The sequence below is a fragment of the Streptococcus oralis genome, from assembly GCF_003943395.1.
Classification (GTDB): domain Bacteria; phylum Bacillota; class Bacilli; order Lactobacillales; family Streptococcaceae; genus Streptococcus; species Streptococcus oralis_BF.
In genome coordinates this window covers 1-23,842 of record NZ_RJPJ01000002.1, presented here as the reverse complement: position 1 = coordinate 23,842, position 23,842 = coordinate 1, and the positions used below count along the sequence as shown (strand labels likewise).

The 23,842-nt window shown below is 34.5% G+C and carries 32 protein-coding genes, 1 pseudogene and 1 other annotated feature; of the genes and pseudogenes, 28 read left to right on the top strand and 5 right to left on the bottom strand.

Annotated features, from left to right (window positions below; genetic code table 11):
- Positions 1-21 precede the first annotated feature (21 nt).
- From D8802_RS01470 to msr(D), 25 genes and pseudogenes are all read left to right on the top strand, one after another.
- The gene (locus D8802_RS01470; RefSeq protein ID WP_125394520.1) at positions 22-1,281 is read left to right on the top strand and encodes a TRZ/ATZ family protein; all 1,260 of its coding nucleotides are present in this window, start codon (positions 22-24) and stop codon (positions 1,279-1,281) included.
- Positions 1,282-1,343: 62 nt separating this feature from the next.
- Positions 1,344-1,479, top strand: a sequence feature (ribosomal protein L10 leader region).
- 38 nt (positions 1,480-1,517) lie between these two features.
- A complete protein-coding gene (gene rplJ / locus D8802_RS01460) occupies positions 1,518-2,018 on the top strand; it encodes a 50S ribosomal protein L10 (RefSeq protein ID WP_001287274.1) in 501 nt (166 codons plus the stop codon).
- Between the two features lie 75 nt (positions 2,019-2,093).
- Complete coding sequence (gene rplL, locus D8802_RS01455; protein WP_001196968.1) at positions 2,094-2,459, top strand: 50S ribosomal protein L7/L12; 366 nt, start codon at positions 2,094-2,096, stop codon at positions 2,457-2,459.
- Between the two features lie 201 nt (positions 2,460-2,660).
- Positions 2,661-2,834, top strand: a complete 174-nt coding sequence (locus tag D8802_RS01450; RefSeq protein WP_125394519.1) for a hypothetical protein — start codon at positions 2,661-2,663, stop codon at positions 2,832-2,834.
- Positions 2,831-3,610 (top strand): replication initiator protein A, encoded by a 780-nt coding sequence (locus tag D8802_RS01445; protein WP_102170279.1) that lies wholly within the window; start codon positions 2,831-2,833, stop codon positions 3,608-3,610. Before D8802_RS01450 ends, D8802_RS01445 begins: the two co-directional genes overlap by 4 nt.
- A gap of 98 nt (positions 3,611-3,708) precedes the next feature.
- The gene (gene dcm / locus D8802_RS01440; RefSeq protein ID WP_125394518.1) at positions 3,709-5,067 is read left to right on the top strand and encodes a DNA (cytosine-5-)-methyltransferase; all 1,359 of its coding nucleotides are present in this window, start codon (positions 3,709-3,711) and stop codon (positions 5,065-5,067) included.
- On the top strand, positions 5,051-5,500 hold the full coding sequence (locus D8802_RS01435) for a hypothetical protein (RefSeq protein WP_084926500.1): 450 nt from the start codon (positions 5,051-5,053) through the stop codon (positions 5,498-5,500). The genes dcm and D8802_RS01435 overlap by 17 nt, the downstream gene beginning before the upstream one ends.
- Positions 5,493-5,873 carry a thioredoxin domain-containing protein gene (locus D8802_RS01430; protein WP_000566546.1) on the top strand — a complete coding sequence of 127 codons (381 nt, stop codon included), beginning with the start codon at positions 5,493-5,495 and terminating at the stop codon, positions 5,871-5,873. The genes D8802_RS01435 and D8802_RS01430 overlap by 8 nt, the downstream gene beginning before the upstream one ends.
- 12 nt (positions 5,874-5,885) lie before the next feature.
- A complete protein-coding gene (locus D8802_RS01425) occupies positions 5,886-6,119 on the top strand; it encodes a hypothetical protein (protein ID WP_000840776.1) in 234 nt (77 codons plus the stop codon).
- A gap of 2 nt (positions 6,120-6,121) precedes the next feature.
- A complete protein-coding gene (locus D8802_RS01420; protein WP_084926499.1) occupies positions 6,122-6,709 on the top strand; it encodes a CPBP family intramembrane glutamic endopeptidase in 588 nt (195 codons plus the stop codon).
- A 129-nt stretch (positions 6,710-6,838) separates the two neighbouring features.
- Positions 6,839-7,429 carry a type IV toxin-antitoxin system AbiEi family antitoxin domain-containing protein gene (locus D8802_RS01415; protein ID WP_125394517.1) on the top strand — a complete coding sequence of 197 codons (591 nt, stop codon included), beginning with the start codon at positions 6,839-6,841 and terminating at the stop codon, positions 7,427-7,429.
- A complete protein-coding gene (locus tag D8802_RS01410) occupies positions 7,429-8,265 on the top strand; it encodes a nucleotidyl transferase AbiEii/AbiGii toxin family protein (RefSeq protein ID WP_125394516.1) in 837 nt (278 codons plus the stop codon). Before D8802_RS01415 ends, D8802_RS01410 begins: the two co-directional genes overlap by 1 nt.
- A gap of 279 nt (positions 8,266-8,544) precedes the next feature.
- Positions 8,545-9,774, top strand: a pseudogene (locus D8802_RS01405) (recombinase family protein).
- A complete protein-coding gene (locus tag D8802_RS10515) occupies positions 9,737-10,441 on the top strand; it encodes a recombinase family protein (protein ID WP_205008445.1) in 705 nt (234 codons plus the stop codon). The pseudogene D8802_RS01405 and the gene D8802_RS10515 overlap by 38 nt, the downstream one beginning before the upstream one ends.
- On the top strand, positions 10,375-10,575 hold the full coding sequence (locus tag D8802_RS10510; protein ID WP_084925410.1) for a recombinase family protein: 201 nt from the start codon (positions 10,375-10,377) through the stop codon (positions 10,573-10,575). Before D8802_RS10515 ends, D8802_RS10510 begins: the two co-directional genes overlap by 67 nt.
- 21 nt (positions 10,576-10,596) lie before the next feature.
- Positions 10,597-11,028 carry a recombinase zinc ribbon domain-containing protein gene (locus D8802_RS10505; RefSeq protein WP_084925408.1) on the top strand — a complete coding sequence of 144 codons (432 nt, stop codon included), beginning with the start codon at positions 10,597-10,599 and terminating at the stop codon, positions 11,026-11,028.
- 112 nt (positions 11,029-11,140) lie between these two features.
- The gene (locus D8802_RS01385) at positions 11,141-12,076 is read left to right on the top strand and encodes a hypothetical protein (protein WP_084925406.1); all 936 of its coding nucleotides are present in this window, start codon (positions 11,141-11,143) and stop codon (positions 12,074-12,076) included.
- Positions 12,077-12,109: 33 nt separating this feature from the next.
- Positions 12,110-13,075 (top strand): DUF4365 domain-containing protein, encoded by a 966-nt coding sequence (locus D8802_RS01380; protein WP_125394515.1) that lies wholly within the window; start codon positions 12,110-12,112, stop codon positions 13,073-13,075.
- A gap of 12 nt (positions 13,076-13,087) precedes the next feature.
- Positions 13,088-13,528, top strand: coding sequence for a hypothetical protein (locus tag D8802_RS01375; protein ID WP_125394514.1), 441 nt, complete (start codon positions 13,088-13,090; stop codon positions 13,526-13,528).
- Positions 13,529-13,791: 263 nt separating this feature from the next.
- Positions 13,792-14,184: a hypothetical protein gene (locus D8802_RS01370; protein WP_084925401.1), complete on the top strand. Its 393-nt coding sequence runs from the start codon at positions 13,792-13,794 to the stop codon at positions 14,182-14,184.
- A 75-nt stretch (positions 14,185-14,259) separates the two neighbouring features.
- Positions 14,260-14,571 (top strand): hypothetical protein, encoded by a 312-nt coding sequence (locus D8802_RS10110; RefSeq protein ID WP_125394513.1) that lies wholly within the window; start codon positions 14,260-14,262, stop codon positions 14,569-14,571.
- 90 nt (positions 14,572-14,661) lie between these two features.
- On the top strand, positions 14,662-14,832 hold the full coding sequence (locus D8802_RS10105; protein ID WP_158086276.1) for a hypothetical protein: 171 nt from the start codon (positions 14,662-14,664) through the stop codon (positions 14,830-14,832).
- Between the two features lie 709 nt (positions 14,833-15,541).
- Positions 15,542-15,712 (top strand): hypothetical protein, encoded by a 171-nt coding sequence (locus D8802_RS01360; RefSeq protein ID WP_000873143.1) that lies wholly within the window; start codon positions 15,542-15,544, stop codon positions 15,710-15,712.
- A 385-nt stretch (positions 15,713-16,097) separates the two neighbouring features.
- Complete coding sequence (mef(A), locus tag D8802_RS01355) at positions 16,098-17,315, top strand: macrolide efflux MFS transporter Mef(A) (protein WP_000417519.1); 1,218 nt, start codon at positions 16,098-16,100, stop codon at positions 17,313-17,315.
- A 119-nt stretch (positions 17,316-17,434) separates the two neighbouring features.
- Complete coding sequence (gene msr(D) / locus D8802_RS01350) at positions 17,435-18,898, top strand: ABC-F type ribosomal protection protein Msr(D) (protein WP_000420313.1); 1,464 nt, start codon at positions 17,435-17,437, stop codon at positions 18,896-18,898.
- 117 nt (positions 18,899-19,015) lie between these two features.
- Here the strand turns inward: msr(D) and D8802_RS01345 are convergent, their stop codons facing one another.
- The 5 genes from D8802_RS01345 to D8802_RS01315 form a co-directional block, all read right to left on the bottom strand.
- Positions 19,016-19,315 carry a DUF5960 family protein gene (locus D8802_RS01345; RefSeq protein ID WP_001072467.1) on the bottom strand — a complete coding sequence of 100 codons (300 nt, stop codon included), beginning with the start codon at positions 19,313-19,315 and terminating at the stop codon, positions 19,016-19,018.
- Complete coding sequence (locus tag D8802_RS01340) at positions 19,302-19,670, bottom strand: hypothetical protein (RefSeq protein ID WP_000567222.1); 369 nt, start codon at positions 19,668-19,670, stop codon at positions 19,302-19,304. Before D8802_RS01340 ends, D8802_RS01345 begins: the two co-directional genes overlap by 14 nt.
- 12 nt (positions 19,671-19,682) lie before the next feature.
- A complete protein-coding gene (locus D8802_RS01335; protein WP_000806926.1) occupies positions 19,683-20,018 on the bottom strand; it encodes a DinB/UmuC family translesion DNA polymerase in 336 nt (111 codons plus the stop codon).
- A complete protein-coding gene (locus D8802_RS01330; RefSeq protein ID WP_001813542.1) occupies positions 20,015-20,260 on the bottom strand; it encodes a hypothetical protein in 246 nt (81 codons plus the stop codon). The genes D8802_RS01335 and D8802_RS01330 overlap by 4 nt, the downstream gene beginning before the upstream one ends.
- Positions 20,261-20,737: 477 nt before the next feature.
- A complete protein-coding gene (locus D8802_RS01315) occupies positions 20,738-21,592 on the bottom strand; it encodes a helix-turn-helix domain-containing protein (RefSeq protein ID WP_084925416.1) in 855 nt (284 codons plus the stop codon).
- 79 nt (positions 21,593-21,671) lie between these two features.
- On the opposite strand from D8802_RS01315, the gene D8802_RS10085 reads away from it, so the two are divergent.
- The 3 genes from D8802_RS10085 to D8802_RS01305 all read left to right on the top strand — a co-directional run bounded on the left by D8802_RS10085 (position 21,672) and on the right by D8802_RS01305 (position 23,731).
- The gene (locus D8802_RS10085) at positions 21,672-21,743 is read left to right on the top strand and encodes an SHP2/SHP3 family peptide pheromone (RefSeq protein ID WP_142358420.1); all 72 of its coding nucleotides are present in this window, start codon (positions 21,672-21,674) and stop codon (positions 21,741-21,743) included.
- A gap of 280 nt (positions 21,744-22,023) precedes the next feature.
- Positions 22,024-23,187: an alkaline phosphatase family protein gene (locus D8802_RS01310; protein ID WP_125394512.1), complete on the top strand. Its 1,164-nt coding sequence runs from the start codon at positions 22,024-22,026 to the stop codon at positions 23,185-23,187.
- Positions 23,177-23,731: a nucleotidyl transferase family protein gene (locus D8802_RS01305; protein ID WP_084925395.1), complete on the top strand. Its 555-nt coding sequence runs from the start codon at positions 23,177-23,179 to the stop codon at positions 23,729-23,731. Before D8802_RS01310 ends, D8802_RS01305 begins: the two co-directional genes overlap by 11 nt.
- The last annotated feature ends 111 nt before the right edge of the window (positions 23,732-23,842 follow it).

Below are 23,842 nucleotides of genomic sequence, written 5' to 3'. Positions count from 1 at the left end.
GGGTCTTAGAAGGAGAAAACAATGAAAGTCTATCATCATGTAAATATCGTGACTTGTGACAAAGATTTCCATGTTTATTTGGATGGTGTCTTAGCCGTTAAGGACTCTCAAATTGTCTATGTCGGTCAAGAGAAGCCAGATATTTTAGAGCAAGCTGAGCAGATTATAGACTATCAAGGAGCCTGGATTATGCCTGGTTTGGTCAATTGCCACACCCATTCTGCTATGACAGGTTTGCGAGGGATTCGGGATGACAGCAACCTCCATGAATGGCTCAATGACTATATCTGGCCAGCAGAAGCTGAGTTTACTCCCGACATGACTACCAAGGCAGTCAAAGAGGCTCTGACGGAGATGCTCCAGTCAGGGACAACAACCTTCAACGATATGTATAATCCCAATGGTGTGGATATTGAGAGAATTTATCAGGCAGTCAAGGCATCTAAGATGCGTTGTTATTTCTCACCGACCCTCTTTTCTTCGGAGACAGAAACAACTGATGAGACCATAAGCAGAACACGAGCCATCATCGAGGAAATCTTAGGATATGAAAACCCAAATTTCAAGGTTATGGTAGCCCCTCATTCTCCGTATAGCTGTAGTAGAGATTTGCTGGAAGCGAGCTTAGATATGGCAAAAGAACTGGACATTCCTATCCATATCCATGTGGCGGAGACCAAGGAGGAATCAGGAATTATCCTGAAACGCTATGGCAAACGTCCCCTCGCCTTTCTAGAAGAACTAGGTTACTTAGATCATTTCTCTGTCTTTGCTCATGGGGTCGAACTAAACGAGCGGGAAATTGAATGCTTAGCAACTTCTCATGTGGCTATCGCCCATAATCCCATTAGTAACCTCAAACTGGCCTCAGGGATTGCTCCCATCATCCAACTGCAAAAAGCAGGAGTAGCAGTCGGAATTGCGACTGACTCGGTTGCTTCCAATAACAATCTAGATATGTTTGAGGAAGGACGGACTGCAGCCCTCCTTCAGAAGATGAAGAGTGGAGATGCTAGCCAATTTCCTATCGAAACAGCCCTCAAAGCTCTGACGATAGAAGGTGCTAAGGTTCTAGGAATGGAAAAGCAGATAGGAAGCTTAGAAGTTGGCAAGCAAGCGGATTTTCTGGTCATTCAACCACAAGGAAAAATCCATCTTCAACCTCAGAAAAATATGCTCTCTCATCTGGTTTATGCTGTCAAATCCAGTGATGTTGATGATGTTTATATCGCTGGAGAACAGGTGGTTAAGCAAGGCAAAGTTTTGACAGTAGAGATTTAAAAAAAATTCAAAAAAAGTTTGCAAAAATCTTGCATTCTTTTTTTGTCTATGCTATACTTATATACGGTTTGAAAAAACTGCCTAAGACAGTAGGGGAGCTCGACTCATAAATATCCTACCGAGGACAAAACGTATCATGTAAAAAGAAGCGTATTGTACTTTCGTGTCTAGGTTTGGGCGCGTTTTTCTTTTGGAAAAATTCCCCAAGCAAAATAATTACGGAGGTGAACACACTAATGAGTGAAGCAATTATTGCTAAAAAAGCGGAACTAGTTGACGTAGTAGCTGAAAAAATGAAAGCTGCTGCATCTATCGTCGTTGTAGACGCTCGTGGTTTGACAGTTGAGCAAGATACAGTTCTTCGTCGTGAGCTTCGTGGAAGCGAAGTTGAGTATAAAGTCATTAAAAACTCAATCTTGCGTCGTGCAGCTGAAAAAGCTGGTCTTGAAGATCTTGCATCAGTATTTGTTGGACCATCTGCAGTAGCATTTTCTAACGAAGATGTTATCGCACCAGCGAAAATCTTGAACGACTTTGCTAAAAACGCTGAAGCACTTGAAATCAAAGGTGGTGCAATCGAAGGCGCTGTCGCATCTAAAGAAGAAATCGTTGCTCTTGCAACTCTTCCAAACCGCGAAGGACTTCTTTCTATGCTCCTTTCTGTACTTCAAGCGCCAGTGCGCAACGTTGCTCTTGCAGTCAAAGCGGTTGCAGACAACAAAGAAGACGCAGCTTAATCTTAAGCTACGCAGCGTAGCCTAGCTACGGAAAAAACTATTATAAAATTAAAAACTTATTTGGAGGAAATAACAATGGCATTGAACATTGAAAACATTATTGCTGAAATTAAAGAAGCTTCAATCCTTGAATTGAACGACCTTGTAAAAGCTATCGAAGAAGAATTTGGTGTAACTGCAGCTGCTCCTGTAGCTGTAGCTGCTGCTGGTGGTGCTGAAGAAGCTGCTAAAGATTCATTTGACGTTGAATTGACAGCTGCAGGCGACAAGAAAGTCGGCGTTATCAAAGTTGTACGTGAAATCACAGGTCTTGGACTTAAAGAAGCTAAAGAACTTGTTGATGGTGCACCAGGTGTCATCAAAGAAGGCGTTGCAGCAGCAGAAGCTGAAGAAATCAAAGCTAAATTGGAAGAAGCTGGAGCTTCAGTTACTCTTAAATAAGAGGCATATACCAATTAGAATTCGGAATACTATAGTATCAGCCTTTTAGAATCGTGAACACATTTTAGAAACTGATAAATTAATTTAGTTTCCTACCAAAAACCCTACCAAAAATTAATTTGGCAGGGTTTTTCTTTTTAACAAATTTATCGTGGAGAACAATTGAATATTGTTCTCCTTTTTTTATTTTCTGGAGGAAAAATGACAAAAGAATTACAATCATCACGCTATATTGTCATTTCATTTTTAGTACGTGAAATGGGAATTGACATTGTTGAAGCCATCTCTCTTATGGCTGAATTAGAAAAAAGTGGCTTGGTTCGATTGGAATCAAGTGGAGATTTAATGCTCAAAGAACTTGGAGGAGCGCTATGAAACGAATTACCGCAAATCAATACCAAACTTCAGAACGGTATTACAAATTACCTAAAATTCTTTTTGAGGATGAGAAATATATGGATATGAAACTAGAAGTAAAGGTGGCTTATTCTATTTTAAAAGATCGTTTAGAATTATCTCTCAGTCGTGGTTGGATAGATGAAGAAGGAGCGGTTTATTTAGTATTTTCTAACTCTAAACTGATGAAACTGTTAGGTTGTTCGAAGTCAAAATTACTGTCTATCAAAAAAATTCTTAAAGAATATGACTTAATTGATGAAGTCCAACAGTCTTCAAGTGAGAAAGGGAGACTAGCTAATAAGATTTATTTAGGGGAGTTGTCTTATACCCCAGTAGCTAGTTCAAACAGGCCTAGTGTTAAAAAAAGACTAGGGCAGGTTGAAAATGAAACGGCCCCCGTCTCATATTCAGCCCCTAGTGAGACTGAAGTTAGTGAGACTGAAATTAGTGAGACTGAATCTTTATTTATTGAGGATGAGGAGGATAGGAATACTCAACCTATCTTGAAAAGAAAAGTAGAAAAGGTCACAAAATATGATCGAGATTATATTTGGGGATTGGTACAAGATCAATTTAGACGAGAGGGGTTTTCTGAAACAGCCAGTGAAATTGCTATGACGGATTTTGAGAGAATCTATCAGTATGCTCTTGACAATGTTCGCTTTGTTAGACGTGCGGAAGTACTTGCTGAATTTGTGTTTAATGGCTTGTATTCTGTTTGGAATAACCGTGTTAGAAAAGGAGGTGGTTAAATGTCGCCAATCGAGTGGATATTAGTTATGCTCATTGTCATTTCAAGTGGTGTGACTTTTTGGACATTGATAGTCGATAAGAAAGGGGTGATAAAGAAATGAGATTTATTGATTTATTTTCAGGTATTGGTGGCTTTCGACTTGGAATGGAAAGTGTCGGACACGAGTGTATTGGATTTTGTGAGATTGATAAATTTGCTAGGAAATCTTATAAGTCCATTTTTCAAACAGAAGGAGAAATAGAATTTCATGACATACGAGATGTTTCAGATGACGAATTTAAAAAACTTAGAGGGAAAGTCGATGTCATCTGTGGGGGATTCCCTTGTCAAGCATTTTCAATCGCAGGAAGACGATTGGAATTTGAAAATACTAGAGGAACTTTATTCTTTGAAATTGCTCGGGCGGCCAAACAAATCCAACCACGTTTTCTTTTTCTTGAAAATGTTAAAGGCCTACTCAATCACGATAAGGGACGGACGTTCACCACAATCCTTACCACACTTGATGAGTTGGGGTTTAATGTTGAGTGGCAGGTGCTTAACAGTAAGGATTTTGGCGTTCCCCAAAACAGAGAGAGGGTGTTTATTATCGGACATTCTAGAAAGAAAGGTACCCGACTCCTATTTCCTTTCAGACGAGAAGGTCAAGCAACTAACTCTGAGACTTTGAAAGTACTAGGAAATTTGAATCCATCAAGAAGTGGAATGAGTGGTAAAGTCTATTATTCAGAAGGTCTTGCGCCAACCTTAGTTCGTGGAAAAGGAGAAGGATTTAAAGTTGCGATTCCTTGTATGACACCAGACAGATTAGAAAAGAGACAAAATGGTAGACGTTTCAAGGATAATCAAGAGCCAATGTTTACTTTAAATACTCAGGATCGCCATGGTATTGTCGTTGTTGGAGATTTACCAACTAGCTTTAAGGAAACAGGTCGCGTCTATGGAAGTGAGGGCTTATCTCCAACACTGACTACGATGCAAGGTGGAGATAAAATTCCCAAAATACTGATTCCAGAACCAATCCATTTTTTAAAAGTCCGGGAAGCAACGAAAAAAGGATATGCTCAAGCAGAGATTGGGGATTCAATCAATTTAGAAAGACCAAGTTCTCAGTATCGTCGTGGTAGAGTTGGAAAAGGTATAGCGAATACGTTAACAACTAGTGGGCAAATGGGAGTAGTAGTGGCTAGCTATGAAGGAGAAGATAAACAAGTTTACCAAGTAGCTGGTGTCTTAATTGATGGGCAATTTTACCGTTTGAGGATACGACGAATCACTCCTAAAGAGTGTTTTAGACTGCAGGGCTTTCCTGATTGGGCTTTTGAAGCTGCTAGAAAAGTCTCTAGTAATAGTCAGCTCTATAAACAAGCTGGTAATAGTGTAACCGTTCCTGTGATTGCCGCAATCGCAAAGAAATTAAAAGAAATAGAGGAAAAAGATGAAAGCATTAAATAAAGAATCAATACTAGATTGTGATGAATTAGAAACAGAATTACATGATGCAGAAATCAGACAGCTGGATGAACAAATATTTTTGATGCCCAATTATCCATGTGAGTTTGAGGTGACATTTTTAGATGATTACCATAAAAAACATAATTACCCACTATTTTATGAATCCTATCTTCAAAACATTATGGAATTCCTTGAAAGTCAGGATATAAAGAACGGAGCTGATGCCTTTGTAGATGATAATCAGAATCTTGTTTTTGTTTTATATGGGCAAGGCTATCGAGCCGAGGGAAAAGAGGGAATACTTACAACCCAAGTAACTGTAAAAGCTTATGATGAAGACAAGAAATCGATTAACTTCTCAAATTTATTAGATTCCTTAATCGTCTCAGAATATCAAATGGAACCGAATCTTTGGGAGGTCTCCCATGATTGATCTCTATCTAAGTAAAAATAGCCAAAGAAATCAGCTTCTTTTAGACTTCTTTCAAAACTATGGCATCGAGGTATCTTGTCATTCAGTTTCTGAAATGACAAAGGATAAATTAATTGAGATGATGAGCTATTCTTCAGATTGTTTTGAGTTTCTATCTCCCAATTTATTACGATTTAAGAACCGTGACAATCTAAGATTAACGGATTTCATTGAGATGATCTTAAAAAATCCTGAACTAACCATCAGACTTCCTCTTGCGGTTTCAAATAAGCGGGTTTATCCAAATCTGAATTTGGAAGAGGCTAGAGCTTTATTGCCAAGAGATACGAAACAATTGATTTACATGGCACAAACACATTATTTATCTAACTAAAGGAGAAGAAATATGGCTGAACGATTTTGGGAGAACTTGTCCATTATTTTGGCTGAAAGAAATATCAGCTGGATTGAGTTAACCAGAAAAATGTTTGCGGGAGAGTTTCACTATCCAAGTGAATTGAATCGTTTGTATCAAAAGATTCGCCACTACAAGATGGAACAACGAATGCCTCAAAGTCCATGGGTAGAAAGGATTGTGCAGGTATTAGATTTAGATTATGAAGATTTATTTCGGAGGTAACTATGAAAAGAATAATTCCAGTTTATATATTCCAACAAGTAAATGTCCTATTGGTATCTCTATACTTACTGAAATTTCTTTGTATAGGTGAGTTAACTATACTACAGATTCTCTATGGTTCGTCACTCATTTCTTTTTTATGGATGTATGGCCAACGCAAACAAGCTCATAAGGTCAATATGAAATCTAGGATGAAATGGCTTGGTATTGGATTCGTTAGCCTACTGATTATAAGTCTATATTTTAGTCTGATTCATGTTCAAGGGAGCACGAATCAAGCAAACTTAATTGGCCTTCAAAATCAAGTTCCTTGGTTTTCATTTTTATTGTTCTTAATCAATGCGAGTATGGTTGAAGAATTTCTGTATCGAGAAATTTTATGGAACTTTGTTAGAAAATTAGATATTCGAGTTGCTTTGACAAGTGTTTTATTTGCCTTAGCACATCATCCAGGAACCATTCTAGCTTGGTGTTTGTATGTTTCACTTGGGATGTTTTTAGGGCTTGTACGCTATAAATCTGACTTATGGGGCAGTATGGGTCTACATTTAGTGTGGAACCTATCAGTCTATGTCTTATTTTTTCTTTAATAATAGCTGGTCCGTCTTACGTATGGATTAATTTTGAAATAAAAAAACTAAATGAATTGATTTTAAAGAAATAAAATGCTAACATATATAGAAGATGTTAGCATTTTATTTCTAAGAAAGGAGAATGATATGGTTGATAAAAGAGAGAAACTGATGAACTCTTTCAATCAGTATGGTTTTTTAACTTTTAAACAAGTAATAGATGAAAATTTACACTACAAAACCTTATTAAAAATGGTTACAGAAGGAAAAATCGATGCTGAAGAAAAAGGGTTATATCGCTTACCTGATATTTATTTAGATGAGTGGTTTGTCCTTCAGTATCGATTTCCAAAGGGAATCTTTTCTTTGGAGACAGCACTTTGGTTACATGGTTTATCTTTGACCATCCCTTTTAACATGACGATGAGTTTTCCTTATGGTACGAATACCAAAAACATTAAGGAAGCAGATATATGTCCTATTATCTTACGCTCTCACTATAGTGAAGGAATTGTTGAAATAGAGCGTCTTCCTGGTCAATTTATTAAAGTTTATGAAATTGAACGAGTTTTGGTTGAATGTCTAAGACCAGTTCATCAGGTGGATCTTCAAATTATTGCACCAGCGTTTAAAAAATATTTTCAACAAAATCAAATTAATTTACACAAATTATTTTATTATGCCCAGCTATTTAAAGTAACTGATAAGTTACAATCTTATACGGAGGTGCTATCTTAATGTTTTCAAATGCGAATAGCTTTAAAGCAAAAATCAAAAATATTTCAAAAGATAAGGAAATTCCAGCTCAACAAGTACAACAACATTATTTAATTGAGCAAGTGTTAAAGATGATTTCTACTAGTTCTTACAGAGATTCCTTCATTGTAAAAGGAGGGTATCTAATAGGTCAAATGATTGGACTAGATAAGCGAACCACAATGGATTTAGATGTCACTCTGAAGGGAACCGAAATGAGCAGAGAAAATTTGATTCATATCTTTGAAGAGATTCTTTGTTCTAAAACTGATGGATTTTCATTTTCAGTAGATAAGCTAGAACCTATTCGCCAAGATGATGAATATGGAGGATTTTCATTAAAATTAAATGCAACTTTTGATACATTAAAGGAGGTTGTTTTTATTGATATTACTACTGGTGATAAGATCACACCAAGAGAAATTACTTATTCAATGACTTCTATCTTTACTAATGAAAGCATCAAGATATGGACATATAATCTAGAGACTGTACTTGCTGAAAAGTTAGAAACAATCATCAGTAGGGGACTAGCTTCGACGCGTCCACGTGATCGATATGATCTTTTCACCTTGTATAAACTTAGAAAAGAAGAGATTAATCTTGAAGTATTAAAAAATGCACTGGAGAATACGGCAGAAAAACGTAAAAGTAAAGATACTATTTATAATTGGGAAGAACAAGTGAGAGGAATTGAAATTTCTGATTNTCAGAAAGAGCTATGGATTCGTTATCAACGCCAATTTAAGTATGCTAAAGATATCTCATTTGATAATTCTGTTCAGATTATTAAGGAAATTATGCAACAAATATTTTAGTACAAAAGTAACTCATTAGTAAAGCAGTGAGTTGCTTTTTTTATTATGTGACTATCAGTCCGTCTCACTTTGTTAGGTGCGAGACAAACAAATCACCCGTTAGACGGGTGGTCATGATTTTTGATTTTTTCTAAAAACCGGGAAAATCTATCTTGAAAGTACCTATTTAGGCAAGTGGATCTGTAAGCACATTTTAGTAAATAATTTGATTGCTGAATACTTGACTAATACTGCGTTTAGAGGGATATATAGTGTGTAAAAATTTCTTGTTGGGGAAAAATGAACATAAGAAAAATTGAAGCAAAGAATAACAAAAGAAAAAAGAGAATTTGTGCATATGTTCGAGTTTCGACAACCAACGGAAGTCAACTTGATTCGCTAGAGAATCAAAAAGTTTATTTTGAAAAGTTGTATGCTGAACGTGAAGATGTTGATTTTTTGGGTGTTTTTTGTGACAGAGGGATTTCAGGTTCAAAGTATGAAAGACCTGATTTTCAAACTATGCTAGATGCTTGTAGAAAAGGACAAATTGACGTTATCCATACTAAGTCAATATCTAGGTTTGCAAGAAATCTTATCAATGTTCTTAAAATCAGTCGAGAATTAAAAACTCTTGGTATTGATATCTTTTTTGAAGAGCAGAATATCCATACCTTATCTAATGAAGGTGAAGTTGTCTTGACTGTGTTAGCAAGTTTGGCTGAGGAAGAGTTACAAAGCATGAGCGGAAACCAACGGTGGAGTTTTCGTAGAAAGTTCCAGAAGGGAGAATTACTCATTAATACTAAACGGTTTTTAGGGTATGATTTAAACGAAAAAGGTGAACTTGTTATAAACCAAGTAGAAGCGCAAATAGTAAGAACCATCTTTTATAGTTATTTAGAAGGAATGGGTACACATAGGATTGCTAAAAAGCTTAATGAGGACAAGGTTCCAACTGTAACAGAAAAGAAATGGTATAATAGCACAATTTGTAGTATCTTAAAAAAACGAAAAATACAAAGGCTCTTTACTGCTTCAAAAATACTTTCATGATGGTGTAAACGGTCCAAAGAAATTAAATCAAGGACAGTTGAAACAATACTATATCGAAGATAATCATGAAGGAATTGTATCTAAGGAAATATGGGAAAAGGTTCAGGTAAAAATGAAAAGCCGTTCTCGGATCCAAGGTACAAATAAAACCTATAAATTTTCCAGAATGTTAAAATGCCAATATTGTGGTTCAACATTAAAAAGACAGGTATCTTATAAGAAAAAGATTGTTTGGTGTTGTTCCAAATATATCAGAGAAGGAAAAAAGTCATGTAAAGGTATGAGAGCCCCTGAAAGGGATATTGAAAATTGGAAACTAAGTTCACCAGTAATTGTGTTAGAAAGGATAGAAGATGGAGAAAAACATTACGGTTATCTACAGCAAACAGTCATATCTCAAATTCAGAAAACAATCAGAGTAGCCGCTTATTGTCGAGTGTCTACAGACCAAGACGAACAGCTATCAAGTTATGAGAATCAGGTCAATTATTACCGTGAATTCATCTTAAAACATGAAGATTATGAGTTGGTAGATATTTATGCAGATGAAGGTATTTCAGCAACTAATACAAAAAAACGTGAAGCTTTTAACCGACTGATACAGGATTGTAGAGAAGGTAAGATTGACAGAATTTTAGTTAAATCTATTAGTAGATTTGCTAGAAATACATTGGACTGCATTAAGTATGTAAGAGAACTGAAAAATCTAGGTATTGGAGTAACTTTTGAAAAAGAGAATATTGATAGCTTAGATTCAAAAGGGGAAGTACTACTAACTATTCTATCGTCACTTGCACAGGATGAATCAAGATCTATTTCAGAAAACTCAACTTGGGGAATTCGTAAGAAGTTTGAGCGTGATCTAGTTCAGGTAAATACTACAAACTTTATGGGATATGACAAAGATGAAAAAGGAAATCTTATTATAAACCCTGAACAAGCAAAGGTAGTAAGGTATATATTTGATAGATTTCTAGAAGGATACAGTCCAGAATTTATTTCCAAAGAGTTAAGAGAACAGGCAATACCAGGTTGCACAGGTAAAGCAAAGTGGTGCCAAGTGCTATATGGAAAATGCTTCAAAATGAAAAATACAAGGGTGATGCTTTGCTTCAGAAAACCTATACCGTTGATTTCCTGACGAAGAAACGAATTGTTAATGATGTGCAAGTTAATCAATATTATATTGAAAACAATCATGAACCAATTTTAAATAAAGAGAAGTGGGAGATTGTTCAGTTAGAAATAGCAAGAAGAAAGAGATTTAGAGAATAACATAAGCTTCAATTTTATATCATGCAGAAAGAAAACAATCACTTTACAACAAAAGTATTTTGTGCCGAATGTGGTTCAGCATTTGGTAGAAAAAATTGGACTACAAGTCGAGGTAAACGTAAGGTTTGGCAATGTAACAATCGATATAGGGTCAAAGGACAGATTGGCTGCCAGAACAACTATATTGATGAAGAAACGTTAGAGAAAGCCGTAGTAATGGCTGTAGAACTACTAAGTGAGAATGTTGACTTGTTGCACGGAAAGTGGAACAAAATCCTAGAAGAAAAGCGTCCGCTAGAAAAGCACTATAGTTTGAAGTTGGCTGAAATGATAAACAAGCCCTTGTGGGAATTTGATTATCATGAGATGTGTCAGATATTGGATAATATTATAATTACAGAGGATGGACAGATAACTGTCAGATTCTTAGAGGGAACTGAGGTAGATTTGTAGAGTAGACGAAAGGTTATAATGACAGTGGGCAACCATTGTGGTTATAGCTTTTTTTTGCATTTTTGTGATAGAATATATAATATTAGAGATAGTTGGAGTTGTAGTAAGAATTATGGAAAAAGAAACTTTTCGTGAGAGATTAAAGAGTCCTGAGTTTGAGGCGGTGATTTTGCCAATTTTTGACTTTTTTGAGCCGTTTATACATCAGGAATCAAAATTTAATGAAAGTGAAGATGAAAATGACTCTGATGAATCAGTATTGAAGTATTATCAAATGTTGGTTGAGCAGAACATCAGGGAAAGTATCTCAGTATTACGTAAAAAAGTTAGTTCAAAAGATTATGTAGCTATGAGAAGTTTTGTGTTGTCTCTTCAACAAAATACAATTCAATTTTTAACTAATGAGAAGTACAGAACGAAAGTTAAATGGAAAAAGATTTTGAATTCCTATATAAATGTTTCGAGAATTTTTTTAGAAAACGAAAAATTACAACTTCTTCACGATGGTTTTCCTGGAGTGGGGCAACAAGTAGTTTTGGCGATTAGTTTGATAGACTTACAAGAAGATAATATCAAAGCAAATGATGAAATTCAAAACATCTGTGATTTGTTTGCGAATGATCCGAATGTAATGGTTGTTCCTATTCATGGATGCTCTACTGATGTATTTAGAACAATTTTGGATAGATTCCCTGTACTGAATATTATCCATTTAGCGGGCCATACATATACGAAACCTAACGGGGAGATACTACTTTCTTTTGTAGATTCAAACATTACTTTTATAAAATTTAGTAATTGGATTTCTAACCATAGATTTTATTGTTCATTTCTTAACTGTTGTTCAACTTTAGAGTTCGCATTGTATTCACGTTTACAAAATTCAAACTTTTCTATTTTTCATAGAGGGATAGTTGAATCGAGCATAGCATATGAGTTTTCGGAACATTTCTATAAAGTGATTCAAATTAGTGGAGATTTTAATCAAGCCTGGGAACTAGCTGTTGCAAATTGTACTGAGGTCCCCTTGAATTACGTCAATTGTTAGTATGTTTAGTTATATAGGGAGGTAGATAGTGATATGGCTAATAGCACTGAGAGGATTGGCATACATCATTGTGGATGTATTGCAGAAAGAAATAGTTGGATGTTTAGAGAGCAGCCAGTTAATGATATAGGTATAGATGCTCATATGGAATTTGTTGTAGATGGTAAACCAAGACAACACCTTGCATTACAAATCAAATCAGGACCAAGTTGGTTTAGGGAGAAAAAAGATAACTGCATTATTTTTCGGACCATAAATGAGAGACAGTATAATTATTGGACGATGAATTCTCTTCCGTGTATAATTGTTCTGTTTAATCCTGATGATGGTATGTGTATCTGGCAAGAGTTAACTCCTAAAACAATTAAAAAAACTAAAGAGGGAGGAGGCAAAGGATATTATGTGAAAGTTCCGATAAATCAAGTTTTTTTGGATAAACAATCAAATAATCACCTTCTTTCCTATACGAATTTACCGCAACATATTCAAAATTATAACTTTCTACTATCTCAGAAAAAATTTATGGAAATTATACAAAATGGAGGTGAAGTTAAACTACATTCAACAGAGTGGGTTAATAAGTCTAGTGGTAAAGGTGATACTAAGTTAATTGTTAATGATGGTCAAGAAACTAAAGAGTATGCCAATCCTTATTGGTTTCCGTTTACACCGTATACCGATGTTTTTCCTCGATTATTTCCATGGGCAGATTTTTCTGTTGATGAAGAATTTCTTGAAGAAAGTGATTATGAATTATGGCAACAACTTCATTGTTGCTATGATAGTGAAATGGATGATTGGATTGTTGTAGGAGACACATTTGAGCAATTCCGCCCAAAATTAGACCCTATGCGCTACGTTGACCATGCTGGTGAAGTTGCAGAATATATGTTGATTCTCAGTTTGAATGAATTGGGAAAATCGTTCTTAGAGGTAGAGAAATTTATATCTGAAACTAGACCATACACCAAAGCAAGACCAGAATCAAAAGATGAATAAAGGAGAATAATCATGAAAAAGCTTAAACTTAATAGTGGTATGAAATCAGAAAAAACTATAGATGGATATAGACTAAATCCTACTGAGAAGTATGTTATTAATTTAAAAAATGAAATGGGATTTGCAATATCTACAATGCAAGCAATTCATATGTTTGGTTTTCCCCCAGCATTTAAAAATTGGCATGCTTGGCTATTTAAGAATGGTTTTAGTATGGAAACACCAAATCCAACAAATGAATTTGTAGCAAAGTTTTATGGAAGAGAACCTCTTTGGAAAACTCCATATTCAATGGGGATAGTTGTAAAAGCAGAGGAAGATGATGATTACTACATTGTTATGGAATGCAGTAGTAAAAATACAGGTTTCGAACACACTCAAATTCTTCTTAATATGGGTGGTTGTATGCAAGAAGATTACACCCACTTGATGTTTGAATTTCCTGAAAAATAATAATCGGTCAGTAAGTTACAGTTTGCTTTATGGATGGAGCTGAAGTCGTATTATAAAACTCTAAAAGTATAGATAAATTCTCTGTTTTTGGTATATAATAGAGTTCAAGAAAGAAGATTAGTTATCATGGAGAACGTGTTACAATGGAATATTCTTAATGAAAAAGAATTTATACTTTGAAAGAATTGTATAAATCAATATGTGGTTTAGTAGTCCAAACTGGGACTTTCATAAGTAATTAATAGTGCAGAGGTATTAACAATATGAAAATTGAGATAAGGTCTCTAAGTTTTGATAAAGTCAAAGATAAGTATGATTATTTATTGAAGGAAATTGATAAACTTCCCGAAAATGATAAGGAAATAATATTAGATTTTAGATTTCTTAGGTGGGCGGAACCGATTGCAATGATATATTTTGGTTATCAATTTAGAAAAATTATTGAAGGCCTGGAAGGAATAGTAGTTTCTATCATTGAAGGTACTGGAAAAAATAGTGGTTACTATGGATGGGCTTATTTAAATATTTTGTTCCACATGCTACTGAAGGTAAAAAATACTGGTCATGTTCAAGGAAATAATACCTATATCCCCATAACAAATATAAATGTAAAAGAAGAGTATGGGAAAAGTTTCTTACGTGGTGAATATTTCTAGAGGGGAGATTATATCATTGGTCGTGCTACTCAATTTGCGCAGATAATTACAGGTCGCAGTGAGTTGCAAGAAATATTGAAATATATTATCAGAGAAATAATTAGAAATGTTCCTGAACATTCAGGTAAAGACGATTTATGGATTTGTGTTCAATCTTGGCCTAGTAGTATCTATTCCAGAGCTCAAATTGTAATAATGGATGAAGGAATTGGAGTTCATAGGAGCTTAACGGAAAACAAATTTCATAAAAGAGAGAATGAGACCAATCTTGATTCATTACGTTCAGCAATAAGACCAGGTATATCTAAAGCATTTCGAAGAGGAACAGAAAATAGGGATACTGATAGATGGAGTAACTCAGGATTTGGACTATATGTAGTAAGTTAGTTATGTAAGAAATTAAATGGGAGATTTTTATTAATAAGTGGTGCTAACTACGTTTATACAAGTGGCGATATTGAAGAAATTGAATATGGATTGAATCAATTAGATGGAACATTAGTTGCAATTGAACTTCCACTCCAGAATACCGATATTGATAGTACTGCACTGTTGAGTTCAATAATTGAAACTGGAGAAAAAACGGCAACTCACGATATAGTTTCTATTTCTAAAGCATCATTTCCATCTAGAAATATAAAATTTTAATGTATTTAGTTCAATAGTATAATACTAATTTTGAGCAACTTGATTTCGTTCTATAGTATTGGTAGGCACTATCATTACATGTTGAATGTGTAAGCTTGTTAGTGAAACGTAGCTAATCTTCAAAAGGTTCTCCAAACCTTTTGAGTCCCACAAACGCATCATGTTGAGGCGGTAAGTTTGCTAGTCAAGGAGTAAAACGACGAAGATTAGCATTTACTTCCGCCCATGCGATAGCTGTCCGTGATTGACAAGTGCTAGCACGCAGACAGAACGGAGATAGCGAACCGCTGAGTGTGTCGCTCTGCTCGTAAAAGCTTAGAAACCTTTGAACGAAAGGGATAATGAAAGCCTTGATTGCAAGGCTTTTTGCTTTATGGTGGGTAAGTATCAGAGTGAGAAAATTTTTGGAATGAGTAGAAGTGATAGCTAGAAATTATCAGTTTCTATTTCCATTTACCCTGTGGGTACGTGTTTGTTTCCATTGACAAGGAGTTTGTGGGAATAGAAATGTACCCACCTTGTTTGAATCAAGTGAAGTGTAGTTGAAGGAAATCTGTTGAAAGCAATACTTCATTTTACCGAATAAGTAATAATTTAGGCAACTTTAAATCGATTAAAAAAAACTATTTTAAAGGTTAAGAGTAGACAAAAATTGTCCACTCTTTTTTGCAAACTCAATTTATCAATAAATGAAATGAGGGAATGTAAAATGAAATATTTTGAGGTTGAGTTAGAAAATCCTGATGAATTTTTAAAACTACAAACAGAAGATTTTGTGAAAGCTAATCGCTTGCTACTAAGGAAGATAATCCAGAGCGTTACAGTCTATGAAGAAAACTTCGTCATATCCTTTAAATCTGGCATCGAATTGGAAGTATGAGTCTCATTCCATAACTTTTATATTGAACATATCATCTTGTTGTGTTATACTATAAATTGATATAAACAAAGATGTAGGAGGAACCGAAACTATGACAGCCTCAATGCGTTTAAGATAAGCTGGCAATAAAAAAAGCAGAATCTATACCCGATGATAGGCTTTTTTGTTGTGCTTATTTATACGATATTGAGCATTCATTAGTTACGGTGAGGATATTGGTTATTTAACTATACCTTTATTTAACTATGTCTTTAATATGAATGTTTCCAAATTGTATGTATGCAGACCAAAAGCCACATTGTGGGGTTTGGCCTGCATTTTTTATTGCCTAGAATGCTATTCAAAATAGAAATTCAAGCAAAATAATATGCAGGAGATAATATAAATGGAAAAATACAACAATTGGAAACGAAAATTTTATGCAATATGGGCAGGGCAAGCAGTATCATTAATCACTAGTGCCATCCTGCAAATGGCGATTATTTTTTACCTTACAGAAAAAACAGGATCTGCGATGGTCTTGTCTATGGCTTCATTAGTAGGTTTTTTACCCTATGCGATTTTGGGACCTGCCATTGGTGTGCTAGTGGATCGTCATGATAGGAAGAAGATAATGATTGGTGCCGATTTAATTATCGCAGCAGCTGGTGCAGTGCTTGCTATTGTTGCATTCTGTATGGAGCTACCTGTCTGGATGATTATGATAGTATTGTTTATCCGTAGCATTGGAACAGCTTTTCATACCCCAGCACTCAATGCGGTTACACCACTTTTAGTACCAGAAGAACAGCTAACGAAATGCGCAGGCTATAGTCAGTCTTTGCAGTCTATAAGCTATATTGTTAGTCCGGCAGTTGCAGCACTCTTATACTCCGTTTGGGATTTAAATGCTATTATTGCCATCGACGTATTGGGTGCTGTGATTGCATCTATTACGGTAGCAATTGTACGTATACCTAAGCTGGGTAATCAAGTGCAAAGTTTAGAACCAAATTTCATAAGGGAGATGAAAGAAGGAGTTGTGGTTCTGAGACAAAACAAAGGATTGTTTGCCTTATTACTCTTAGGAACACTATATACTTTTGTTTATATGCCAATCAATGCACTATTTCCTTTAATAAGCATGGAACACTTTAATGGAACGCCTGTGCATATTTCTATTACGGAAATTTCCTTTGCATTTGGGATGCTAGCAGGAGGCTTATTATTAGGAAGATTAGGGGGCTTCGAAAAGCATGTATTACTAATAACAAGTTCATTTTTTATAATGGGGACCAGTTTAGCCGTTTCGGGAATACTTCCTCCAAATGGATTTGTAATATTCGTAGTTTGCTGTGCAATAATGGGGCTTTCGGTGCCATTTTATAGCGGTGTGCAAACAGCTCTTTTTCAGGAGAAAATTAAGCCTGAATATTTAGGACGTGTATTTTCTTTGATCGGAAGTATCATGTCACTTGCTATGCCAATTGGGTTAATTCTTTCTGGATTCTTTGCTGATAAAATCGGTGTAAATCATTGGTTTTTACTATCAGGTATTTTAATTATTGGCATTGCTATAGTTTGCCAAATGATAACTGAGGTTAGAAAATTAGATTTAAAATAAACAATATTGGAGGAATATTTATGTATCTTATTTTCATGTAACTCTTCCTGCTAAAATCGCAGGGTTTTCCCTGCATACAAGCAAATGAAAGCATGCGATTATAGACAGGAGGAAATGTTATGGAATTAATATTAAAAGCAAAAGACATTCGTGTGGAATTCAAAGGACGCGATGTTTTAGATATAAATGAATTAGAAGTATATGATTATGACCGTATTGGTTTAGTAGGAGCAAATGGTGCTGGAAAAAGCACTTTACTCAGGGTACTTTTAGGAGAATTAACTCCCCCAGGATGTAAAATGAATCGTCTGGGTGAACTTGCCTATATTCCCCAGTTGGACGAAGTAACTCTGCAGGAGGAAAAAGATTTTGCACTTGTAGGCAAGCTAGGTGTTGAGCAATTAAATATACAGACTATGAGCGGTGGTGAAGAAACAAGGCTTAAAATAGCACAGGCCTTATCGGCACAGGTTCATGGTATTTTAGCGGATGAACCTACGAGCCATTTAGACCGTGAAGGAATTGATTTTCTAATAGGACAGCTAAAATATTTTACAGGTGCACTGTTAGTTATTAGCCATGACCGCTATTTTCTTGATGAAATAGTAGATAAAATATGGGAACTGAAAGATGGCAAAATCACTGAGTATTGGGGAAACTATTCTGATTATCTTCGTCAGAAAGAGGAAGAACGTAAGAGCCAAGCTGCAGAATACGAACAATTTATTGCGGAACGTGCCCGATTGGAAAGGGCTGCGGAGGAAAAGCGAAAACAGGCTCGTAAAATAGAACAGAAGGCAAAAGGTTCTTCAAAGAAAAAAAGTACTGAAGACGGAGGGCGTTTAGCTCATCAAAAATCAATAGGAAGTAAGGAAAAAAAGATGTATAATGCTGCTAAAACCCTAGAGCACAGGATTGCGGCCTTAGGAAAAGTAGAAGCTCCGGAAGGCATTCGCAGAATTCGTTTCAGGCAAAGTAAAGCATTGGAGCTCCATAATCCATACCCTATAGTCGGTGCAGAAATTAATAAAGTATTTGGGGATAAGGCTCTGTTTGAAAATGCATCTTTTCAAATTCCGTTAGGAGCAAAAGTGGCGTTAACTGGTGGTAATGGAATCGGAAAAACAACTTTAATCCAAATGATCTTAAACCATGAAGAAGGAATTTCTATTTCGCCTAAGGCAAAAATAGGTTACTTTGCACAGAATGGTTACAAGTACAACAGTAATCAGAATGTTATGGAGTTTATGCAGAAGGATTGTGACTACAATATATCAGAAATTCGTTCAGTGCTAGCATCTATGGGGTTCAAACAGAACGATATTGGAAAAAGTTTATCTGTTTTAAGCGGTGGAGAAATTATAAAATTGTTGCTTGCTAAAATGCTCATGGGTAGATATAACATCCTAATAATGGATGAACCCAGTAACTTCCTTGACATACCAAGTTTAGAGGCTTTGGAAATACTAATGAAGGAGTACACCGGAACTATCGTGTTTATCACCCACGATAAACGATTACTCGAAAATGTAGCAGATGTAGTTTATGAAATTAGAGATAAGAAAATAAATCTGAAACATTAAATTTAAGGTAGTCGCTGGTCAGTATAGTCTGTTCTGGTTGGCGACTCCATTGTTAAAGAGTATAAAGACTTTAGATTTTATGAATATTAAAAATAGGAACAGTCAATTGAACTGCTCCTATTTTTCTGCTAAATATATTGTAGTTTTCTTATATGTATAATGATAGATTAGCGGATTCTCATCTACGGTACTTACTTCAAATATGAAGAAGTGATCGCGGTTATCTCTGGACTTTTCCTTATTGAGGACAAAGTAATTCTTACGTGAAGTCGCCATTGTTTTTAGGATATCATCAGTTAGGAAGGTCAATGGAATATTCATGTTAGAGTAGCGGTAGAAGTCACGTTCAAAATCTTGGTAGCTCTCGCTATAATAGTCCATTTGTAGGTGATTACGCTGAAACTCAAGCTGATTCATAGAGCACCTCCTCGACAAGTTCAATACTAATAATGTCTTTTAATTTCAAATTGATGTGACCTGTTGTAGTTTTTATCAAAATGAAATCTTTGGTCAGACTTGGTATTGTTCCAGTGTAGGAAACACGCTTGTTTTTTTCAATCACTTGAATGCGTGTGCGTAGCTGCCCGGCGTATACTTGACTGAGGAGTAATAATTTCTTCTCTAGTGATAAGTCAGACATGTACGTTACTTTGTTTGTATCATCAGAGAGTGCTGATGCATGTTCAGATAGGAAAAAGCCCATCCATTTTTGCATCTTTGTATCCTGGTACTCTCTTGCTGATTGAAATGGTAAATATGAACGGTCAATCATATCAAATCCTTTCTATGCAGAGGCAAGGGTATTTTTATCAAATTGAATCGTAAAACCTTGAATTCCCCCACCTGTGTAACATTCTTTAAAGCGATTGATTACCTCAGTATAGATTATCACAGATGAGCTTGTTGGCTTAATGCTAAATGTAAATTCCAATGGTAATCGGTTTTCAGATTTAGCATGTACTAGTCGTATCGATATTTCAGTTGTTTTGAGTTTTCTCTGACGAAGTTTTGAAGTTGCTGTTTCAACGATTCCATGTAAAAATCTTTCAAGCATTTCAATATCATTACATCCTTTGCTACGGATTTCTGAAAATTGTACTGTATTTTTTTCTTGTTTCATTTTAATCCCTCCAATCCACCCGCGGAATGACCACCGATAAGTTTACTGCGTTCAATATTTCTGGAACCTTCAGTTAGGACGGTTCCTTTTTGTATGGCTAAAAAACCAAACTGTTCTCTGACAACATCAATAGCTGTCTGAAGTCTATTATCTTTTTCAATTTGTTCTACATCATCAAAGAGTGATAGTAGAGTATAGCTTTCATCTACGAAGCCACTATAAGATACACCAATTTGTCTCACTGCACCAGAGGTGTATTTTTTCGGAATAATACAAGTACATGACTCACCATTGTTTTGGGGAGATTTGCGGGTTCAATTTTATTCTGAGCATTTATAGATTTTTTCATCTCAGTCCTAGAATAGCCAATATGAATAGAAACGACAGTAGTCAATACTAGGGCTACTGTTCCGTTCCACAGTATCATTTAAAAATCATTTTCACACCCTTTCGTCTATTAGTATAGAAGAAAGCTCTCAGCACATATTGAGGTAGTGGGATTGCTGGTGAAAGAAGGATAAACCCCACAGTTTCAGAGTTTAGAAAAGGCTTGATTTCAAGCCTTTTTGTCATTATCGAGAGGAGTATCAGTTTAATTGTTTGAAGTGAGGTAGTCGGAATAATAGCAGAATTATTTAAAATCTATTTCCAAATACACATGGGAGTCAAAATGGCAAAAATATAAAGGTGTCTGTGGGTGTATATTGCTCCCTTTTTTATTAGGAGTTTTTTTCTATATTTTTGGAGTAGTGATTTAAATATTGTTCATAAATACTTTTTTCTCCAAGTATTTCAAATACTTGGAGTGCTTGTTGCATTTTAGATTTTCCAGCATTAGCATCATGGTGAAATTCAAAATATCCTTGTGCGTAGAGAAATACAGTTTGTTCATAATAATTTAGTTCATTTTCTAGTAATTGTGATATTTCTTTTATTAGGTATTTACAATTTTCAAATTGTTCAATGTCAACGCTTGATATTAAGCAATTAATTGAGAGTTGCGTAACTAACTTTTTATTAGTTTTATTTAGAGAAGAGTAGATATAATTTTTTAACATTTCTTTTGTAAGTAAGAACAATGCTTCATATTTTATTGTTCGGGCACAATTTCCCAGAAGAATAATTTCATAATATCCCCACTTTTCAACTTTAAAAAGAAAGTCTGTTAATTGAAGGATTTCTTCTTCAGTTGGAGCGACATCATTATCTAGTGTGTGTATGATAGACTTTATCATTGTTTTTTCAAATGAATTTAAATTGTAATTTGAGGAATCAGAAAGTAAAGTTGAAATATTTTGGATATTTTGTAAAGAATACTCTTTTCTAATATACTGTATCAAGTTAGCAAACGATTCAGTTTTTGTATAATCATTATCATGTAAAATGAGAAATTCATCCAGAGATATATGTAATTTGTCCAAAATATTAATCAGTCGGATGCAAGATATCTCTGATTCGCCTCGCTCAAAACGAGAAATCTGTGATTTCGATAAATTATCATCAGCAATAGAGCACAAGCTGATTTGTTTCCCTTTACGAATTTTTCTAAGTGTTGTACCAAGTTTTGATTTCATATTTTTCCCACTTTCCCAACAAAATTTTAAATACTTTTTATTTATTATACAATAATTAAAAAGTAAAAGGAGGAATAATATGAAAAAAATATCAAAACTTATACCAATTTTGATATTGGTGATGGATATTATTATCATTGTTGGAGGATAAAATGCTTAGGTGTACACCTAAGTCTTTAGAATATCTAAAGACTTAGGTGTACACCTAAGTCTTTAGAATATCTAAAGACTTAGTATTAAGGAAGATATTTATAAATGATAGTCAGATTAATATTTGAATTGCCTTTGGTAATAAATCACAAATTATTATATTTAAAATAAGAATTTCCCTGCATCAGCGAACTCGTTTATATTTTATTGTTTGCAGTTTCGAGATTTAAATATTTTATTTATACGACTCATGAATCTATTATAATTGAGGTAGAAATTTTATGAAAATAGTTTTACTTGTAATTGATGCGTTAGGGCTGAAAAATGAACAGTCATTCGGAACATTAAACAGGATTTTAAAGTATAGTAGTGCAAATAATTTTTTCTCAACCTTTAATATTTGTAATAAAGAATTGAAAAAACAAGAAATAAATAACATTAATGTAAATAGTACTTATATCACTCCTTCAACTAGAATTCCAGATTCATATTTAGGACATTCTGAGATGATTGATGCAAGAATCGAAGTACAAGAAGTTTTCATTACGGAATCTTTGTGTGAAAAATTATCATTTTTATCAAAATATGGTGAAGAGAGATTAGACAATGGAATCATTTTAGTAGGAGATAAATTTGTCATTGGGAATAATGGGGAGTGTCAACCTGGCTTGAATTTAAACATTCTCTGGTTAACTAAACCAAATATAGGAGAAAAAGAAATGGACAAATTAGCTCAAAATTTGTTAAACGTTTCTAATTGTACTAGGGTGATACAAATGTGGGGAAATGAGGTAACTTTAGAAGAAGTATACAATAAAGCAATTAAGGAAAGAAATTACTTGGGCAAAACATATGAATTTCTCTGTATACCACCACTTAATATTTATAATGAAAAATATCAGGTGAAGCACTTTGGTAAGGAAGCAACTAATAGAAACTTGTTGGAAACATTGGCCGAGTCAGGAATCAATATTCAATTAATTGGAAAAGTTGGGAAAATGTTTACACTGAATTGGAATAATGTAAAGATAAACTATTCAGGAGCGGACACTCAAAAAACCATAAACGAATTGATTGAACATATCTCGAATCAAGATAATAATTGTTTTATTTTTTGTAATATTCAGGAAATTGATTTAGCTGGCCATGAACAAAATATTGAAAAATCTGTTAAAGTGTTAAGGATAATTTCGGATAATTTAATGAAAATAGTCAATGAGGTTGAAGAAGATGATATTATAATAATTACAGCTGATCATGGAAATGATCCAATGGATGGAAGCACATTTCATTCATATGAAGATGTACCACTAATTATTTTATCTAAAAAGAATATGTGTTTTAATCGCGATTTTGGTATAAGTCTGAGAGAAATCGCTTATTCAATTGAGAGGCTTTTTGGATTAAAAAGTACTGGGAAGGAGCTATTTTATAGTGAAAATTAATAGTAAGACTGCGGTTACATTTGGAAGATTCAATTACTTTTCAAAAGGTCATATATATTTCTTTGAAGAGATACTAAAAAAATGGGAAAAATTAGTGATTGTCTGTTTAGAGAACTCTACTAGTGATGAACGGTTAGACACCTCAGATGATTTGCTTCTTAATGTTTTTTACAAAGAATGTGATGCAAATTTTGAAAAGACTTTGCTTCCAATCACAACGAGATTGGAAGCGATAAATATTTTTGCAAAAAAATATCCAAATAGGGTAACGGTGACTCAAGGTGGAAGACCAGAAAACAGTCCAAACGATTTTAATAGATGTTTTCCCGTAAGTCAATTTGATCTGGTATTTAGTAAGGATTATAGCAAGTACTTTGATCTTTTAAGATTTGAAGCGTTCGAAAAAATTTTAGAGAGAAAGGTAATTGCGATACATCCTTCGAAATATATACATAATACAGAAATTGCTAGACTGTCTGATAAAAAGGATATGTTTTGGCCTGAGGTTTGGAACTACTATAAAAAGAAAGGTATCAGAGTATAAATCAATGTTTTTTGAAAATAGGGATGATATACATATATTCGAGAGGATAGTTAGTCAATTAAAAAATCATACTATTTTGCCAAGTAGTAATTTAGTTAGAAATGATGAAAG